Annotated in this window: 19 protein-coding genes; 12 read left to right on the top strand and 7 right to left on the bottom strand. The window is 39.6% G+C overall.

Translation table 11 applies throughout. The features are described 5' to 3' along the window. Positions 1-70 precede the first annotated feature (70 nt). Positions 71-1,039 carry an LIC12353 family lipoprotein gene (locus EHQ52_RS18815; protein ID WP_135616915.1) on the top strand — a complete coding sequence of 323 codons (969 nt, stop codon included), beginning with the start codon at positions 71-73 and terminating at the stop codon, positions 1,037-1,039. Between the two features lie 63 nt (positions 1,040-1,102). On the opposite strand, the gene EHQ52_RS18810 is transcribed toward EHQ52_RS18815, so the two are convergent. From EHQ52_RS18810 to EHQ52_RS18790, 5 genes are all read right to left on the bottom strand, one after another. Further along, positions 1,103-1,552: a MarR family winged helix-turn-helix transcriptional regulator gene (locus EHQ52_RS18810; RefSeq protein WP_135616914.1), complete on the bottom strand. Its 450-nt coding sequence runs from the start codon at positions 1,550-1,552 to the stop codon at positions 1,103-1,105. A 21-nt stretch (positions 1,553-1,573) separates the two neighbouring features. Then, positions 1,574-2,005 carry an SRPBCC family protein gene (locus tag EHQ52_RS18805; protein WP_135616913.1) on the bottom strand — a complete coding sequence of 144 codons (432 nt, stop codon included), beginning with the start codon at positions 2,003-2,005 and terminating at the stop codon, positions 1,574-1,576. A gap of 161 nt (positions 2,006-2,166) precedes the next feature. Next, entirely contained in the window at positions 2,167-3,087 is a 921-nt protein-coding gene (locus EHQ52_RS18800; protein WP_135616912.1) for an esterase/lipase family protein, read from the bottom strand. A gap of 950 nt (positions 3,088-4,037) precedes the next feature. Beyond that, positions 4,038-5,852, bottom strand: a complete 1,815-nt coding sequence (gene typA, locus EHQ52_RS18795) for a translational GTPase TypA (protein WP_100723037.1) — start codon at positions 5,850-5,852, stop codon at positions 4,038-4,040. A gap of 126 nt (positions 5,853-5,978) precedes the next feature. Next, a complete protein-coding gene (locus EHQ52_RS18790; RefSeq protein WP_135616911.1) occupies positions 5,979-6,836 on the bottom strand; it encodes a pirin family protein in 858 nt (285 codons plus the stop codon). 177 nt (positions 6,837-7,013) lie between these two features. On the opposite strand from EHQ52_RS18790, the gene rplU reads away from it, so the two are divergent. The 10 genes from rplU (at position 7,014) to rsfS (ending at position 13,968) form a co-directional block, all read left to right on the top strand. Next, positions 7,014-7,325 carry a 50S ribosomal protein L21 gene (gene rplU / locus EHQ52_RS18785; RefSeq protein ID WP_008593635.1) on the top strand — a complete coding sequence of 104 codons (312 nt, stop codon included), beginning with the start codon at positions 7,014-7,016 and terminating at the stop codon, positions 7,323-7,325. Beyond that, positions 7,322-7,642 carry a ribosomal-processing cysteine protease Prp gene (locus EHQ52_RS18780; RefSeq protein WP_135616910.1) on the top strand — a complete coding sequence of 107 codons (321 nt, stop codon included), beginning with the start codon at positions 7,322-7,324 and terminating at the stop codon, positions 7,640-7,642. Before rplU ends, EHQ52_RS18780 begins: the two co-directional genes overlap by 4 nt. A gap of 2 nt (positions 7,643-7,644) precedes the next feature. Beyond that, on the top strand, positions 7,645-7,899 hold the full coding sequence (gene rpmA / locus EHQ52_RS18775; RefSeq protein ID WP_135616909.1) for a 50S ribosomal protein L27: 255 nt from the start codon (positions 7,645-7,647) through the stop codon (positions 7,897-7,899). Positions 7,900-7,995: 96 nt separating this feature from the next. Further along, positions 7,996-9,051 carry a GTPase ObgE gene (gene obgE, locus EHQ52_RS18770; RefSeq protein ID WP_135616908.1) on the top strand — a complete coding sequence of 352 codons (1,056 nt, stop codon included), beginning with the start codon at positions 7,996-7,998 and terminating at the stop codon, positions 9,049-9,051. After that, positions 9,032-9,898 (top strand): glutamate 5-kinase, encoded by an 867-nt coding sequence (gene proB / locus EHQ52_RS18765; protein ID WP_208653543.1) that lies wholly within the window; start codon positions 9,032-9,034, stop codon positions 9,896-9,898. Before obgE ends, proB begins: the two co-directional genes overlap by 20 nt. Further along, positions 9,895-11,157 (top strand): glutamate-5-semialdehyde dehydrogenase, encoded by a 1,263-nt coding sequence (locus tag EHQ52_RS18760; RefSeq protein ID WP_135616906.1) that lies wholly within the window; start codon positions 9,895-9,897, stop codon positions 11,155-11,157. The genes proB and EHQ52_RS18760 overlap by 4 nt, the downstream gene beginning before the upstream one ends. 17 nt (positions 11,158-11,174) lie before the next feature. Next, positions 11,175-11,783 carry a nicotinate-nicotinamide nucleotide adenylyltransferase gene (locus EHQ52_RS18755; protein ID WP_135616905.1) on the top strand — a complete coding sequence of 203 codons (609 nt, stop codon included), beginning with the start codon at positions 11,175-11,177 and terminating at the stop codon, positions 11,781-11,783. A gap of 20 nt (positions 11,784-11,803) precedes the next feature. Beyond that, positions 11,804-12,397 carry a bis(5'-nucleosyl)-tetraphosphatase (symmetrical) YqeK gene (yqeK, locus tag EHQ52_RS18750; protein ID WP_135616904.1) on the top strand — a complete coding sequence of 198 codons (594 nt, stop codon included), beginning with the start codon at positions 11,804-11,806 and terminating at the stop codon, positions 12,395-12,397. 42 nt (positions 12,398-12,439) lie between these two features. Continuing rightward, complete coding sequence (locus EHQ52_RS18745) at positions 12,440-13,588, top strand: LCP family protein (protein WP_135616903.1); 1,149 nt, start codon at positions 12,440-12,442, stop codon at positions 13,586-13,588. A gap of 2 nt (positions 13,589-13,590) precedes the next feature. After that, positions 13,591-13,968, top strand: coding sequence for a ribosome silencing factor (gene rsfS, locus EHQ52_RS18740; protein WP_135616902.1), 378 nt, complete (start codon positions 13,591-13,593; stop codon positions 13,966-13,968). On the opposite strand, the gene EHQ52_RS18735 is transcribed toward rsfS, so the two are convergent. Then, positions 13,965-16,052 carry a thioredoxin domain-containing protein gene (locus tag EHQ52_RS18735; protein ID WP_135616901.1) on the bottom strand — a complete coding sequence of 696 codons (2,088 nt, stop codon included), beginning with the start codon at positions 16,050-16,052 and terminating at the stop codon, positions 13,965-13,967. The two genes, rsfS and EHQ52_RS18735, sit on opposite strands and share 4 nt — an antisense overlap. A 95-nt stretch (positions 16,053-16,147) precedes the next feature. On the opposite strand from EHQ52_RS18735, the gene EHQ52_RS18730 reads away from it, so the two are divergent. After that, a complete protein-coding gene (locus EHQ52_RS18730) occupies positions 16,148-17,791 on the top strand; it encodes a TolC family protein (protein ID WP_135616900.1) in 1,644 nt (547 codons plus the stop codon). Positions 17,792-17,803: 12 nt separating this feature from the next. Here the strand turns inward: EHQ52_RS18730 and EHQ52_RS18725 are convergent, their stop codons facing one another. Beyond that, positions 17,804-18,742: a cytochrome-c peroxidase gene (locus EHQ52_RS18725; RefSeq protein WP_135616898.1), complete on the bottom strand. Its 939-nt coding sequence runs from the start codon at positions 18,740-18,742 to the stop codon at positions 17,804-17,806. Between the last annotated feature and the right edge of the window lie 10 nt (positions 18,743-18,752).

Below are 18,752 nucleotides of genomic sequence, written 5' to 3'. Positions count from 1 at the left end.
ACTTTGTCAAGATAATATGAATTTCCTTTTTTTTCTTTACCCTTTTCAGTAGAAAACTAACGTAATTCAAATGTTTCGAAACCGTTTCAAAATATCTGTAATTCTCTTAACCCTGTTTAGTATCCTCATAAACTGCGGAGATAGTTTAAGAGGTAAACCCACTCCTGCAATCCCGGAACTGGCAGGATTTTATGTGAATGAAAGATCCAAAGAATGGTTTGAAAAAGGAAAAATCAAAATACAAACTCTTTGGATCCGACGTACCGCAAAAGGAGAGATGGAATTCAATCATCAGATATTGACAAGACTCCAATTTAGCTTGAGCGAAAACAGAGAAGAGCTAAGAGTTAAATCAGGAAAACTTCAGACTAGCGATAGGGAACTTTTATTCTTTGAAACGAATGGTAAAGAATTCCATCGTAATTATAACGGCACCAATACAGAAGATCCTAAAAGCTGGGCAGTCCGTTCTTTTGGGCCTTTTATGAAGGTAAAAGATTTTAATAAATTAATAGGAGAAGGGACCGGAAGATCTGCAGAACTTTCCCAGGACAAAAACTCCATCGTATTTTCAAACGGAGATGTTTATAAAAGGATAGGCAATCCACTCTTAGGAAGGATCTCCATCAATCTAGGAAAATTTAAGAAAACCATAGATAATGAAATAGCAGGAGTAGTATTATTTCCTTTGGATGCAGAGGCATTTCCTCAGACAGAAGGAAAACAAAACTTCATCGCCTTATTTTCTACAACAGATTCTCTTGCAGTAGGAACTCCAATCAGGATTGCTGAATTCCCAGGCCAGGTCCAAGAATCATTCGAACATTTAGCCGTCGTAGAATTGAATAAAACAAAGCCAGGGATTGCTCCTCCCAAGATCCAAAACTTCTCTTCTGTGATTTTAGATGGGATTGTAGATATTAAGGCATTCTCTCAAAAAGAAAGCACTGAAGAGTTGATCAGAAGACTAAAACAAGATCCTAATGTTTCTAAAGACGAACTAATTCGGGAACTTGAAAAACTTAAGAACAAAGACTAAGTTAAACCCGCAAGTTTCAAGATCCTATACATTTTAGAAAAACTCATAAGATACTTTTCCAGATTATTTCCGGGAAAGTATCTGGAGTCCGCTAACCATATCCTTTCTTTTCCCGCCCAAAATAGAAAAGAAATCCTCATCAAAATCTTCTACCACTTTGACTGCTTGCTTTAGAACCTTCTGCCCTTCAGAAGTAGTCTTCACTAATTTTGCGCGAGTATCAGTTTGATGAGAGATACGTTTCACTAACTTTTTAGATTCAAGAGTTCTAAGTACGGTAGAAGTAGTCATTGGATCCGTTTTAGCTCTATCTGCAATTTTGATCTGAGTAGTCTCTTCTTCGTGGAGTTCCAACCAATGTGTAACTGCTAAAAGAACAAATTGGGCATGGGTTAGATCCAAAGGTTCTAAAACCTTTCGGATCTCCCTTTGCCAAAGATTCGTGACCTGCCATAATAAAAATCCAGGACTATCGTCGGATTTATCGTATCTAAATACTTTTTCCTTGGACACTCAAACCCATCCCTTTAAAATTTAAGACCTCGAGATCCCTTCCCTGACCAGTTCAGAAAATCTGCGGATCTCTTCTTCCATTCCTTTTGCCTGCTCTTCTCCCAAGATCTTTTTCCAGAGAAATCCTAATGGTCCGGAGATACTTAGCTCTACCTTGATCTCTGTTCCTTCTTTACTGGGCTTAAAAAAATGTATAAATTTCATTTTGGCTCCAGGAAGACTGGTCACGTCCCCGAATACGAATGGTTTCTCCGATTCCGTGATCAGGACCTTACATGCAAATCCTCCCTTAGGCTTCAGGACGAATTCTTTACCTACGGAAACTTCTCCTTCTATTTTAGTCCATTCGATATCAGAATCCCATTTGGACCAATTGGAAACATCCGATCTGGCCTCCCAAAGTGATTTCGCATCTATTCCTTTTACAGTTGTATTGTACTCATACTTCCACATCCTATTCCTCCAGATAGTAAGCATACTTACTATCTGGAACTCTTATATAATAAGTGCACATATTATGCAAGCAATTTAATAAGTATACTTACTAAATTGGGAATAAAAAAAACGCCTCCAAATGGAGGCGCATCCTATTTTACGAGATCGAAACTGGCTTCTTATTGATTACTTTTTGCGTTGGAAGCCATTTTTAAGTAATAAGCATTAGTATCATACCAAGTTTGTCCAAGGTATAATGCATTCGTTGCTTCTAAGTGGTCAACACCTGTGGTAAGAACTCCGTAAGAAGGTCCACCTTTCCAAGTTCCCCATCTTTGAGAATCGTCAGGAACCACACCGTCATTCCATACGCTCATTCCATAGAATGGTGCTCCGATGGAACAGATTGGTGCAAGAAGTCCCATTGCAGGGTGCTGGATAAGATCATTCCCGATCATATAAGATCCGTATGAGAAATACTTAACTCCAGAAGCGTTCGGAACGCTTGCGTTAAAAGTAACAGCTCCGCTTACAGTAAGAAGTTTTAGTGCAGCAACTGCGTTTTGGCTGGATTGTCCGTAAACAACTCCTACCAAAGCATTTACAACAGTTCCTACATAAGGAAGTGCCCAATTAGGGATCACAGCTTCTATCACGCTCGCAACAGGGCTTCCTCTGTGAGGAGTGTTGATTGTGGTAAGAGTTGCTACTTTACTTGCAAAACTAAGATTTGAAACAAGATAACGAGCGTCCAATCCACCTTGAGAATGTCCAAGGATATGAACTTTTCCAGTGTAGTTATTTGCTGCCATTGCAGTTTGGATTGCTGTTTTTAACTGAGCTGCTCTTGCTGCAGAAGAGTTTGTAGCAGTTACAGTAGGAGTAAGAACAGTGGCTCCTTGAGATTGAAGATAAGCTGCGTTTCCGCCCCAATAATCAACAATACCAGTAGATTTACCCCAACCGAAAATACCATGAGTCAATACGATTGGATAAGCTCCTGCAAGAGGCTTACTTGAAGATCCTCCCCCAGACGCGCTCACTGCTCCCGCTGCTAGGAATAGAACCCCAGCTACCATTAACTTTGCTCTTTTTAACATTCTCCTTAACCCTCTTCTTTTAAACTATTCTCTCTACGGATCTCTCTTCCCTGGCTTCGCCTCTTTTGGAAGGAGTTCTTTTTATATATAACAAACAATCGATTTAAATATTTAATTTCGAACGTTCGCTATTTGAACTCTTGTTCGTTATATATGAACGCAAGCTCAGAAAGTTGATTATAGAACAGTGTTAAATTGTCAATTGAGAAAATAAGAGAATTATAAGTGTACAGGAAAAAATAATCTTAAATCGATCGTTCAATCAAAAATAAAAGAGGGGAATATTCTAAAATTATAATATGTTTTATACCATTTGGTGTAATGAAAATTCTGTAACGATCGATACAAGAAGGAGAGATAGTTATTTAGAACACATATTTTCAATCTTCTCAGAAAGGGAAATAGTATCAGAGCATCCCCAAGAGCACGAACAACCGCCACTACTCCAAAGGGAGAGTTTTAAACTACAAAAACAACCATAGTCGCAATTTGCAGAACGATTTGAAAGTTCCATGACTGGGATTTCGCTTTTTAGAAAAACAACCGATTCTCGTGTCGAAATGGAAGACCAAGAGATCGGAATGGGACCGAAAATAAGCCCATTCTTATTATTAGAATATCCTTTATGGTAATGCAAAGCACACGTGCCCTTATTCTCAATCCTTAAAGGCGGATAAGTAGCCAAAGATTTTTGATAATAATTTATGTCCTCGGCCCCGAATCGACGTTCTACGTAGCTGTCCCTTGTAGAAGAAAACATTAACCCAAAGCAGTTAATCAAAGGAATTATTAAGAAGGCTATTACAACCCTATTCCGACAAAAGTCATTCATATTGAATATCCGAGACCAAATGATTATCAGATTATAAATCCCTTTGAATCATATTGAAGGACACAAAAAAAGGCCCGCAAAAGCGAGCCTTCTTCTTTAGATAACTTTTCGAAATTGATTATTTGGCAGCGCGCTTTCTTGCGTTTGCATCCAAATGTCTTTTACGAAGACGCATACTCTGAGGAGTTACTTCCAGAAGTTCGTCATCGTCTAAGAATTCAATATTCTGCTCTAAGCTGAACTTACGAGGAGGAACAAGTCTGATGGCCTCATCCGCTCCAGAAGATCTTACGTTCGTAAGCTTTTTCTCTTTTACAGGGTTCACTTCCAGGTCGTTGTCTCTGGAGTGGATACCAATGATCATTCCTGGATATACAGCAGTTTGAGGATCGATTAGTAACTCTCCCCTTTCCTGGATTTTCCATAGAGCGTAACCTGTCGTTTCTCCGGAGTCCATGGAGATCAATGCGCCATTCTTTCTTCCAGGAATTTCTCCCTTATAGGCATCGAATCTAAGGAATCGGCTGGATGCAACTCCTTCTCCCTTAGTCTCAGTTACGAAGTAACCTCTGAATCCGATGATACCTCTTGTAGGAATTACGAATTCCACTCTGGTCATTCCGGACGGATGAGCATCCATCAATTGAAGCTCTCCCTTTCTACGGTTTAACTCTGAAATAATACTTCCGGTGAATTGGTCTGGTAGATCCATTACGAGATATTCGTACGGCTCCAGTTTTTCTCCGTTTTCTCCCTTCTTGATGATTACCTCAGGACGGGAAACTTGCAGCTCGAAACCTTCTCTTCTCATTGTTTCGATGAGTACGGAAAGATGTAATTCACCACGACCTAAAACCTTGAAACGGTCTTTATCTTCAGTTTCTTCCAAACGCATTGCTACGTTTGTTTCTAATTCTCTGTCTAGACGTTCGCGGATATTTCGGGTAGTTACGAACTTACCTTCCTTACTCGCAAAAGGAGAATTGTTTACCATAAAATACATGGATACGGTAGGCTCTTCTACCTCGATCGCAGGCATTGGCGCCGGCTTTCCGGGTTCACAAACTGTATCTCCGATAAATACATCAGGTAGCCCAGCGATGGAAACGATATCTCCTGCTTCTGCTTCTTCGATCTCGTTTCTTTTGAGTCCTTCGAAATTATAAAGTTTAGTAATCTTTAAAACTTGGGTCTCGTCCCTGCCGTTTGCTTTAGGGGAAAGTTGAACTACACTCATTCCTCTTTGCAGTTTTCCGTTATAGATCTTACCGATCGCAATACGACCAACGTAATCATTATAATCCAAAGAAGTAACTTGGAATTGCAGAGGAGCCTCTATATTCGCTTTTACAGGAGGAACATGAGAAAGTACAGTATCAAGTAATGCGTCCAAATTTGTGCTAGGAGCATCTTCTAATTTGCTAACTGCCCAACCTTGTTTTGCAGAAGCATATACAATTGGAAAATCCAATTGTTCGTTTGTTGCTCCCAAATCACTGAACAAGTCGAAAACCATATCGACTACAGCGTCAGGACGAGCTCCATCTCTATCGATCTTATTGATAACTAAGATAGGTCTATGTCCTAATTGTAAGGACTTTCCAAGTACGAATCTTGTTTGAGGCATAGGTCCGTCGAATGCGTCTACAAGAAGAAGACAGGAATCCGCTGTGGAAAGAACTCGCTCCACCTCTCCTCCGAAGTCTGCGTGACCTGGGGTATCTACCACGTTAATACGTGTGCCTTTATAAACAACTGCGGTGTTTTTGGCCTTTATCGTGATCCCTTTTTCTTTTTCGAGATCATTACTATCCATGATTCTTTCACCGTCTTCTTTTGCAGTAACTGCGCCTGTTTGGCGTAAAATACCGTCTAGAAGGGTTGTTTTACCGTGGTCAACGTGTGCGATAATGGCGATATTGCGGATTTCCATGCTATGACCAAAATTTACGTAAGGGCCAGGGTGACAAGGTGGAATTTTAGGAAATTCTTTTCAAAGAGATTAAAAAGAACGCGCTAAATCGCTATTAATAACCGGTTTTAAACGATCCGGCTATTCTTAATGTTCAGGCAATGGGATCCTTTCAGTCTCCCCTGGCACATGAGCAAATCGATCTTCTTTCCAATCCACTTTTGCTTGTTCAATTCTTTCCAAAGAACTGGATACAAAGTTCCAATACATATGCCTTGGAGTAGAAAGTGGGACACCGCCTAAGAGCACAATCCTGGAAGTTTCTTCTGCTCTAAATTTTACTGCCCCACCTTTTGGATAGATAGCCATATCTCCTATAGAAACGATCTTTCCTTCTGCGTCGGCCTTACCTCTGGCAACATAAATGCCTGCTTCTTGTTCAGCTGGAACCGGAAGTTCTACTTCTGCGCCAGCCTCAACTTCTAGGTCAGCATAGAATAAGGGAGAATATACTTTAACAGGGGAAACTTCTCCCATGAAGGAACCTGCGATCAGCCTGAGTTCCCAGCCTCCGCCGCTGACTGTCGGCAATTCTTCTCTTCCATGATGGAAAAATTCAGGAGAAGTCTCTTCGAATTCTTTGGGCAATGCCACCCAGGTTTGGATACCTTCTAAAATATTAAATTCAGGATCTAATTTAGATCTTTCGCTATGTACGATTCCGGAACCAGCAGTCATCCAGTTGACTTCGAAGGGGCGAATATCTTCTACCTTTCCTATGCTATCCCTGTGAGTGATCACTCCGTCATACAGATAAGTAACTGTTGCAAGACCTATATGAGGATGAGGACGAACTACAATTTCGGCACCTGTCTTAATGGGAAGTGGACCCATATGATCCAGAAAAACGAAAGGTCCCACATTTCTGGATTCGATCTGTGGAAGTACCCTTCTTACAAAAAAACCGTCTCCCAAATCTTTTTTCTTAGCGATAAGATATCTCATAATAGTATAGACTATTAGATCGGAGTCCCAGAAATCTAAGCAAGATTTAAAACCCGAATAACGGAAGTCCTTTAGTGAAAGCCAATCTTCTTCCTTGCAAATCGTACCCCAAAACCCTTGACACCGGCTCGGACCAGTCAAAACTGGTCAAAACTCGAGAAAACTAGGCCAGTAATCATGTTCGCGATCATCTCTGTCGGCAACCGACAATTCAAAGTCACTCAGGATCTTGAATTCCTGACTGAAAAAACCGGTAAAAATGCTGGTGATACCTTCGATGCTAAGGTTCTACTATTCGCTGAAAATAATAAGGTCCATATCGGATCTCCGGAACTCAAATCCGCTAAAGTCTCCCTGAAAGTATTGGAAGACGTAAAGGGAGAAAAAGTAAGAGGATACGTTTACAAAAAACGTAAAAACTCTCAGAGAACCTGGGGACATAGACAACAACTGCAAAAAGTTAAGGTAGTTTCTCTTTCGGCAGTTTGATCCGGATTAAGATACTCCGAAAAGGAGAAGAAATCCTAGGTTTGGAATCTTCCGGGCACGCTTCTAAGATGCACGGATCCAAAGGACAAAATCTTCTCTGTGCCGCTGTCGGAGTACTCATCCAAACTCTTTACTTGCATTTAAGCAAAGAGGGTTTGGCAGAAGAAGCGGTGATCGGAGACGGACTCTTGGACTTCAAGATCGTCTCCGGAAAAAAGACTGATCCAATTGTTCTTACGAGTTTCGATCTCGTGAAAAGTGGATTGGTCAACTTGAAGGAACAATATCCTTCAGAAATTGAACTCATAGGAGAATAAACATGGCACATAAGAAAGGTGGCGGTTCATCCAAAAACGGACGTGATTCCCAATCCAAACGTCTTGGTGTAAAACGTTTCGGAGGAGAGTTGGTTTTAGCGGGCAATATTCTTGTTCGTCAAAGAGGAACTAAACTGAACGCTGGAAGAAACGTAGGTGTAGGTAAAGATCATACACTTTACTCTCTCGTCGAAGGTCACGTTAAATTTGAACAAGTTTCCAAAACTAAAATGCAAGTTTCCGTTTACCCGAAATAAGCATTAGATCTCAGATTTAGTGCGTGGAAAAAGAAAGGCCTTCCGGGGATTTTTTCCTCGAGCCTTTCTTTTTTTATTTTTAGGCCTCTGATTCACATGGAAAAGTTTTTAGATGAAGTATTGATCGAAGTTACCGCCGGGCATGGTGGAGCCGGATCTATGCATTTCAGAAGAGAGAAGTATGTAGAATTCGGAGGACCTGATGGTGGTGACGGAGGAATTGGCGGCAATATTATCATGCGCGCTAACCTTTCCATGGTTACCCTAGATCGTTATCTTACTAAAAGAAGATTTAGAGCTCAGGACGGATTTCCTGGAGAAGGCAACGAAAGATCCGGTAAAAAAGGAGAAGATCTAATCCTTTTTGTTCCACTCGGAACCCAAGTTTTCGACGAAGAAAGTGGAGAACTACTTTACGATTTTGTAAAAGACGACGGAGAATTCCAAGTTGTCAAAGGGGGAAGAGGGGGAAAAGGGAATACCCATTTCAAATCTTCTACCCACCAAACTCCTAAATTTTCTCAACCTGGAGAAGATGGAGAATATAAACATCTACGACTCAGTCTAAAACTTTTGGCAGATGTTGGGATTGTAGGACTTCCTAATGCAGGTAAGTCTACCCTACTTTCTAAAATTACGGAAGCCCACCCTAAGATCGCAGGATACGCATTCACTACTCTTGCACCCAACCTAGGAGTGGTTAAAAGAAAGGGAGATATCTACCGTTATACTATGGCGGATATTCCTGGGATTATAGAAGGAGCAAGTAAAGGTGTGGGCCTAGGACTTTCCTTTTTAAGACATATAGAAAGAGTAAAAGGTATATTATACGTTTTTGATGCAGCTGCATTGGATATTATAGAAGATTTCAAAATGCTTCAGTCAGAATTGAGATCTTATAATCCGGAACTTCTAAACCGACCCCATTTGATTGTTTTAAATAAAATAGATATCTGGGAAGACCAGAGTTTTACGGAAGAATTACTCAAATCTGTTTCTTCTTTGGGAAGGGTGATCCCAATCTCCGCACAAGAAGAACTCAATTTAGAAGAATTACTTTCCGTAATGGATTCCACCTTCTTCCAAAAAGAATTGGAAGAATTACATTTTAACGAAGAAGAACACCGGGAAAATTCAGATGAACAGAAATGATCTGAACGAGAGAATCAAAACATCCAATAAAATAGTAATTAAGATAGGTTCCGCAAGACTTTCAGGCTCAGAAGAGGAAGTGAATGATTTCCTTTTCAGTCTGGTTTCGGACATACGACATCTAAGAGATCTTGGAAAACAAGTGATCTTAGTTTCCTCTGGAGCAATCGCAAGAGGAAGAAAACTTTTATCCACACTTTCCAACCCGGCAGAAGCAGGAGAATCTCTCCCCGAAAAGCAAGCTCTGGCTGCAATGGGCCAAAACCGCTTAGTGAACTTATACGATAGTTTTTTTTCTAAGGTAAATCTTCCGATCGCTCAGATACTTTTCGGTGTTTTAGATATGGAGAATCCGGAAGGATTTAAAAATCTGAAAAATACCTTCCGACAACTTTTAGATTGGGGCATTCTGCCAATCGTAAATGAGAACGACTCAGTCGCCACGGAAGAAGTAAAATTCGGCGATAACGACGTTCTTTCCGCTATCGTAAGTCTAATCGTAGAAGCAGATCTTCTGATCATTCTCACAGGTGTAGAAGGTTTTCTAAAAGATGGAAAACTGATCCCATTCTTGGAAGAAGTAGGAAAATCCGAACTTTCCCAAGCGGGAGGCCCAAGCGGCCCAGGCACCGGAGGAATGTATACAAAACTCAAGGCGGCTTCTATCTCCAGCGAGGCAGGAATTCCTTGCGGGATCATAGATGGTAATCTTAAAAATTGCGTGCGTGAGTTTATAGAAAAGAATACACTCGGGACATTGGTTGTCTCTAACGGTAAGAAGAAAAACTTTACGGAGGAGGAAATTAAATCCATTCTCCGAGCCAAACGTAACGGAGGTCAGGAATGATCCAAAGATCCGCAGAATCCATCTACGTAGACGAACTTTGTAAATCCGCGAAAGATGCTTATAGACAAATTCGATCGATCGATACTTCCAAAAAGAATAAGGTTTTAGAAAAACTTGCCTCTGCGTTAGTTTCCAGAAAATCCGAAATTTTAAAAGAGAATGCAAAAGATCTAGAAGCAGGAAAATCAAAAGGATTATCCTCCGCGCTTTTGGACAGATTGACCTTGGATGAAAAAAGGATCCAAAGTTTATCTAATGCAGTTTTAGAGATCAAAGCTCTTCCTGATCCAGTGGGAGAAACTGTAAGAGGAACTACTCTTCCAAACGGAGTGCGCTTAAATACGAAAAGAGTTCCATTGGGTGTGGTCATGGTGATTTACGAATCCAGACCGAATGTTACTATTGATGTGGGAGCTTTGTCTTTCAAATCAGGGAACGCATGTATTTTGCGTGGTGGTTCTGAAGCAATTCATTCCAACACGATACTCGCTAAAATTTTCCAAGATTGTCTAAGAGAGGAAGGTCTGCCTCCAAATGCAGTCACCTTCGTAGATAGAACGGAAAGAGAATATATGATCCCTTTCCTAAAACAAACTTCTTATATTGATATTGTTGTTCCAAGGGGCGGAGAAGGTCTCATCCGCTTCGTTTCTGAAAATTCTCTTATCCCTGTGGTGAAACATGATAAAGGAGTGGTGAATCTTTATATAGATAGATCGGCAGATCCTAAAAAAGTTTTACCGATCGCAATCAATTCCAAGGTACAAAGACCTGGAGTTTGTAACGCCGCAGAAAACTTAATTATACATTCTGAATATCCTTATACTAAAGAATTATTAGAAGGACTCGCATCCAAAGGTGTACAACTCCTTTTAGATCCAAGATCTCTTGCAATTTTCCCTCAAGGCCAACCTGTTAAGGAAGAAGATTACCTAGAAGAGTTTTTAGATCTAAGACTTTCAGTCAAAACAGTAGATAAGATAGAAGAAGCAATCGAATTCATTGAGGCAACTAGTTCTGGTCATACAGAAGCAATTGTGACCGAGGATGTAAGTGCAGCGAATTTTTTCAGTCGCTCCTTAGATTCAGCTGCGATCTTTGTGAATATCTCCACTCGTTTTCATGATGGAGGAGAATTCGGACTCGGAGCAGAAGTTGGAATTTCAACAGGTAAATTACATGTAAGAGGTCCGATGGGTCTTGTACATCTTACAACTACTACAACATACGCGGAAGGAGAAGGACAGGTCCGAGGATAAGGGACCTTCTTTTTTTCATGAGCTCTTCCGGTTTGGTCGGAGTTTTTGGCGGGAGTTTTGATCCTCCTCATCTAGGCCATGCAGAAGTGGCATCCAGTTTTTGGGAGAATTTTCCAAAAGCCCAAGAACTTCTGATCGTTCCGAATCATACATCTCCCTGGAAACAGAATAAAAAAACTCCTCCGAAACTGATCTTAGATCTTGTTCAGGCTCAGTTTAAAAATTTTCCAAATACAAAAGTTTGGGACTGGGAAATCAAAAGAGAAACTCCCAGTTTCACTGAAGAAACTATTTTAGAACTTTTGAATATAAAACCAGATGCAAAACTCGCACTTCTAATCGGAGAAGATAATTATTCGGAATTCCATAAATGGAAAAATTGGGAGAATATCTTAGATAAACTGCATTCTCTTTTGGTGTTCAGAAGGTTCTCAGAATCTATTCCCCTGAATGAAAACCTGCAAAAATCCCAAAATAAGATCGTATTTTTACAAAATCGGATCATAGAAGCTGCTTCTGTTGATTTGAGAGAAGAACTTCCCAAATGTATTTTGGATCATAGGAAACCGATTGCATTGTCGGATGAAGTGTGGGATATCATACTTAAGAATAGATCTTACATTTAGACGACCAATCATACTTACAGATGCTTCCGACCACTACCCCTGAACAGATAAAATATTTTAAAGATATTGTTCCAAATGAGATCACTAAAACCCGTTGGGAACATAGCCTTAGAGTAGCCGAGATCGCAGAAGAACTCGCAAATATTCATTCTCCAAATGAAAGCAAAGAAGCTTATTTAGCCGGCGTAGTTCACGATATCACCAAACAAAAAACCAAAGAATTCCATTTGGAACTTTTTGCAAAATTAGGAGATTCAGAATCTTCTAAACTTCCGGAAGCTGCCTGGCATTCCCGATCCGCTGCTTATTATTTGGAAACAGAATATGGCTTAAAAACAAGATCCGTTTTAGATGCAGTGAAACACCATACACTTGGTGGAGATGACTTGAATCTTTTGGATTATATATTATATGCGGCTGACTTTTTGGGTTCAGAATTTGCGGAAAGACAAACAGAATATTCGGAATGGAGAAACAATGCCAAGGAAAATCTGTACTCTGCCGTTTTGAATAAGGCAGTCCATACCATGCAGGACCTTTTGGATCATAAAAGAGAAATCCATAAAAGGACGATCGCCATGTATCATTTCGCCTTGGGAAAATTAACCAATTGACAGGGTTAATTTTTCTTTCTGAATGGAATCCGAGGCTTTGATTTGAGTCCTAACAAACCGATTCGACCTTTTAATCTTATTCCATTATGGATCGCTGCAGGCTTTCTATTTTTGGCGTTATTATTTTTCCTATTCCGCAATTTCAGAAGAACAGGCCTGGACGAAAAGATCAGTTCAGGTAAACCGATCCATATACTTTTCCATGCTGTAGGAAACGACGATGTATATGAATTTGGATTTTTAGCGACTATCTTCCCTTCTCAAGAAAGAGTCGGATTATTCTTCTTTCATCCGATCACTACGTTCGAAGATCCGGAAGATAGTTTAGAACAAATTAAATCCAAGGCTACTTCTGCAGTAAAAGATGCTGTCCAAGATATTTTAGGTTCTAAGCCAAATTATACAGTAAAGATAAATGCTTCCGCCTTTATTAAGATAGTAGATATCTTAGGTGGAGTGAATTTATACACTGATAATCGTACTAACAGAATTTCTCCTTCTTATGTAAGAGAACCTGGTTTGTATTCTTATTCTGGAGAAGATGCGTATGATTACGTTTCTTATATGGATAAGAAGGAAACCTTGGATTATCTGGATCGTATCAGCAGGCAAGAAAGTGCAGTTTTGTCTATTTACGAAACTTTATACGAAAACAAAGAATTACTAAATTCATTTTGGTCAGAGATGGTTTTCAGTTTAGTAGATTCTGATTTTTCCAAAGAAGATTTTTACACTCTTCTAAAATTTGCTACTTCTCATAGACTCGCATTTGGAATTACAGAACTTCCTGGAGAGCCTGCATTAGATCCAAAAACAAGACGTTTATTCTTAACTGCAGATCCTGCCAGAGCATCGGTTGCCATCCGAAAATTTCATAAAGATGTATCTGCTGAAATTTTCACAGATGGAGAATATGCAAGAACAGAAGTGCTAAACGGAACTGAAGTTGCTGGTCTTGCAAAAGATGTAAGGACCACATTGGCTGACAAAAGGATCAAGGTCCTTTCCGTTGATAACGCCTGGACCAAAGATATCAAAAAAACGATCATATTAGATCGTTCTGGGAATACTGCAGTGGCGGATAAAATTTCCTCCATATTAGAAAAAACAAAAGTATATCATGTATTAAGAAAGGATCTAGGACTGGACTCTACCGTGCTCTTAGGATCCGATATAGAGCCTAAAAAATAAATATGAGTCCTTCTCCTAAAAATACCCCGGAAAACACAATGGAAATCCTGAAAACTATCCATAAGATCATGCAGGATAAAAAATGCGAAGAGATTGCGGTTTTAAACCTGGAATCTGTGCATTCATACTTAAGTTTCTTTCTGATCTGTACTGTAAATTCTGCTGTACAAGCAAATGCAGTAGCAAGAGAGATCAAAAAAGCATTAAAAAGTTTTAAACTACCTCATAAGGAAACTGATAAAACAGGAACATCCTCTTCTTCAGGTTGGACCTTGCTGGACTATGGCGAATTTATAGTCCATATCATGACCCCTGAAAAAAGAGAATATTATAATCTGGACAGACTCTGGAGAGACGCAGAGAGAATTGAACTCTCTTAATCTTCTACCAATCTTGCTCTCAAGCTAGACCAATCTGATACAGGAAGTTCGCAGTGAAATCCTACGCAAACGTATGCTTTCACTCCCCCTCCTGAATTTCTGTTTTTTAGAAGTAGGAATTTTTCACCATTCTCTTCTGCTTCTTTATCATTAGCCCAAACAAAAACTGTCTCCGGCAAAAATAAGGAGCCTACTCCTTTCCAAATAGGTAATAATTCTTCTTGGGAAGAATATACCACTGCGAGTTCTCTTCCTGGAGATTTTCTAAGCCATAATGCAGAAAGCATATATGGATAATTCATTGGATAGGTTTCCATATCAGGTTTGAAATAGGAGAAGATAGAATCCGCATATTGCAGATATTTTTCTGAATCTACTACACCTAATTTTGAAAGTAAAACAAAAGCCGTCGCAAAAGAGCTATTTGCAGAAGGTTCCACTCCATCATAACCATCTACCGTTCTTCTGAGTAATGTCTCTCCATCGCTTCCTGAATCGAAAAACACACCTGATGGACTTCTGAAAAGTCGGATCGCTTCTTCAGTATATCTGATCGCATTCTCTAAATATCTGAATCCTTTTCCTGCTTGGAATAAGTATAAAGAAGCTAATACAAATTCCGCATAATCAGTGCTATAAGCCAGGAATCTCGCTTCTCCTTCTCTAAATCTTCTGAGCAATCTTCCGTCTTCTCGGATCAGATTTTTTTCTAAAAATTTATATGTTTCTTCTGCTTCTCTTAATAGATCTCCGTCCCCAAATGCCATCGCAGCCTTTGTTAGAGCCTTAATGTACAAACAGTTCCAAGAGAATAAGATCTTATCATCCCTAAGAGGTCTGATCCGTTCGGAACGTTTTTCTAAAAGTTTTTTTCTGTTTCTGGAAACAATCTCTTCTAACTCGGAAGGTTCCAAACCATGTAATCTGGAGAAATTCATTCTGAATGTTTCGTGCAGAATATTTTTCTCTTCGAAGTTTCCTTTTTCAGTTACATTCCAAAATTCATCTAAAAGAGAAGAGTCTTGTCCGCAGATTTCTCTTATTTCTTCTTTTGTCCAAAGATAGAATAGTCCCTCTTCCCCTTCTGAATCTGCGTCTTCTGCACTTGCTATCCCGCCGCCTTGTAATCTCATGTCACGATGAAGGTATTCGATTACGTCGTAGGCATAGTCTTTGTATTTTTCCTCTCCCACCGCTTGGTAACATTCTACCAATGCCTCTAAGAAGAGTGAATTATCGTAGAGCATCTTTTCGAAATGAGGAACGAGCCAATGATGATCAGTGGAATACCTACAAAGTCCCCCGCCAATCTGGTCGTAGATCCCACCCTTTTTCATAGCAGTAAGTGTCTCTTCTACCATTTCTAGAGCTTTTGGTTCGCCTGTAGATTTATGATAACGTAATAAAAAGCTAAGGCCCATGCTCGGAGGAAATTTATTTACAGAATTGGATTTGAAACCCGCATAATCTGGATCGTAAAGTCGATCATATAATAAAAATCCATTCTCGAATACTTCTGGTCCTGGAGAAGAGCCGGATGTTTCTGCAGAGAGAGCTTTTGTTTCCTCAGATTCTTTTAGATGTTTGGTCAGATCTTCGGAAGCTTCGAGTAATTCTTCTTTTTTATCCTTCCATAATCCGGTCAAAATCCCCAAAACTTCTGTGAAACTTTTTCGGCCATATTTAGGAACCGGAGGAAAATAAGTCCCACCTGTAATCGGCTTACCTTCAGGTGTTAGGAACATATTCAAAGGCCAGCCACCCTGCTGCCCCATGGCATGTAACGCGTCCATATAGATCCGATCCACGTCTGGTCTTTCTTCCCGATCCACCTTAATGGAAACGTAATCTCTATTTAAAACTTCTGCAGTGGTTTCATTCTCAAACGATTCCTTCTCCATCACATGGCACCAATGGCAGGTGGCATAACCAATGGATAAGAAGATCATTTTATTCTCGGATTTTGCCTTTGCAAAGGCTTCTTCTGACCAAGGAAACCAATCCACAGGATTCGTAGAATGTTGGAGTAGATAAGGACTTTTTTCAGACGCGAGTCGGTTCAATTTTTTATCTGGAGTTTTCATCGATTTTAAGCTGTCTAGACTTTTACTTTAGATTTTTCGATTTGGCAAATTCTTCCGAACCAAAAACCATGCTCCGTAGGAAGACCAACGACATTATGCTTAGGCCTGTAAATATTCCTTCGTTAAGGAAATTTTATCTGCGACTCTTGCTTGTCGGAGCTTTTGGTTTTCCAGCTTCACACTTCGCCCAAGAGTTAGACCCTTCCCTTCAAAATAAGCCTAGAGTTCTTAAGCTTACTCTGAAAGAAGCGGTCAATTATGTCCTAGCGAATAATATCACAGTTAGAAACGCTGGGATGGAATTCGTGAAAGCGGATACTGCCGAGTTAAAAAATCTATCTCAATATGCATGGACGCTGGTCGGCGGTTTTTCGAAAACAAAAACTAATCTTCCTCTGAATAATAATAACGTTCTCTCTGGAACAAAGATCTCCAACGATCGGATAAACGTTGGGATCCAAAAAAACTTCCAAACTCTGACTTATTTTAGCTTAGAACTCAGCCATACACGATTTGACGCGGACGCATTCGAGACCCAGGCTGCTGCTGCAAGACTAGGTGCAGTAGGTTCTTATTTAGCTGCTCCTCCTCAATACACTGATGCATTGACTGTGACTCTTGGTCAGGAACTTTTAAAGTATTCCTTCGGGCAGACTGAGAAAGAAAAACAGAAAGTCTTACAACAAAACGCAGTCATTCGTAAAGATGAGCTAGTCAATATTCTAGCACAGCTTGTAGTAAAAACTCTGGTAGATTATTGGAGTTTGAGTGTTTACGATTCTCAGGTAGAAACTTTCGACAGATTGGAAAAGAATACCAAAAACATCAGGGATTTGACTGTTAGAAAACGTAATCTTGGTCTTTCAGAAGGTTTCGAGGTCAATCAATGGAATAGTGCTCTCACTCAAACTGAGAATAGTTTAGAAAGAGCAAAACTTTCAAGATCAGAAGCAGAAAGAAATTTGATCCGAGTTTTAAATGTAGATCCAAGTTCTAAAATTTCTGGGATCACTGATCTTCAAGAAAAAGTTCCAAACGATATCAATCCTACTAAAGATTACCAATATGCGTTAGATCATAGGATCGATCTTAAAAATTTAATCCGCCAAAGACAGATCGCAGAATTAGAACTGAAGATCAAGAATGCAGAAGATATGCCTTCCTTAAAGATTACTGGAAGTTACTCTACAAGAGGGCAAACATTCTTAAATCCTCAAACGAACTACGTAAATCCTGATACAGGGATGATGTCCTTTAAGTATCCTGAAAAAACTTTAAACTTTGCTTTATCTTATCCTCTATTCGATACCGGGATCCAAACGGATATTAGAGATGCAAAACTCAAACTGGATATCTTATCAAAACAAGAGACCGAACTCAGAACTCTGATCAAAGAAGAATTAGATAATAGATATTATGCAATCGTTGCAGGACAGGAACTTTTAGAAACCGCTAATACTCGTAAAGAAGAAGCGGAGAAGTTTTACAAAGGTGTCCAAGCACGTTTCAATCAAGGTAGATTTACTGCTGTATTAGTTAAGTCTGCTTTAGATGGTTTAATCCAAGCTGAGTTACAAGTGGCTCAAGCAAGGATCAATTTTAACGTGGATATCATCCGTTACGAACTAGCAAGAAACTCTGTTTTCGAAAAGTTCGGAGTGAATGTGGATGAGATCGTAGATACGATCATCAAAAATGAAGTAGAACGCGCGCGCCAAGCTACTCCATCTAATAATTAAATTTATATCTAATTAAGCTTTTGGAATAGAAGGGATTTCCAATTGGATTGGTTCCCCTTCTAACGCTTTTAAGAACTCAATCAAATCCTTTTTATCCTGATCCGAAAGTTCCGCAGGTCTTAACATTGGATCATGAACCGCTTTGGAATGACCACCTTCTGCAAAATGGTTCACTGTATCTTCAATCGATCCGAAAATCCCATTATGCATGAAAGTTTTCTTTTTGGTAACATCTCTTAATGTAGGAGTTCTAACTTTATCTTTGATACCTGCAAGACCTGTTGTATGCAATTCGGAATCGGAGAAGTTAGGACCTTGGTGACATTGGATACATTTTGCCTTGTTCTGGAAAACATCCCAACCACGGATCTGAGCAGGAGTGAGCGCAGTCTCTTCCCCCATTACAAATTTATCGAAGCTTGAATTTTTACTTACGATGGTTCTTTGGAATGTAGAAAGAGCCAAAACAATTCTTTCTCCTGAAATTTCAGGATCTCCATACGCCTTTTCAAAAAGTTCCTTATAACCTTGGATAGAAGAGATCCTTTGGATAAGTTTTGTTTCATTTTGGAATAATAGTTTAGAATGTACCTTGTCTTTTACAAGATCCTCTAACTCTCTTGCTTCCGGATCTTTAAATACATCCTTATACAATGCTACGTTAGTAAGAGAAGGAGCAGGATTATGGATTTTAGTACGAGGAAAACCTTCGGAAGGAGAGGCAGTATTATGACAGCTTGCGCAACTTACATCTTGGTTGAAAGAAAGTCTGGAATCGAAATATAAGGTCTTACCTAGCTCCACCTTTTCTTGATTGAATGGGTTATTACTTGGATGAATTACATTCTTAACAACAAATCCTTCCAGTTCAGGGATTGGCTTTTTTTCCTTACATACAATTAATCCTAAGATCGAAACCAAGAATAAGATCAGGAAAAAAATACGCTTCATAGTTCTTCGG

The organism is Leptospira koniambonensis, assembly GCF_004769555.1.
Taxonomy (GTDB): domain Bacteria; phylum Spirochaetota; class Leptospiria; order Leptospirales; family Leptospiraceae; genus Leptospira_B; species Leptospira_B koniambonensis.
The sequence above is the reverse complement of the archived record's forward strand: the minus strand, read 5'-3'. Positions and strand labels throughout refer to the sequence as shown.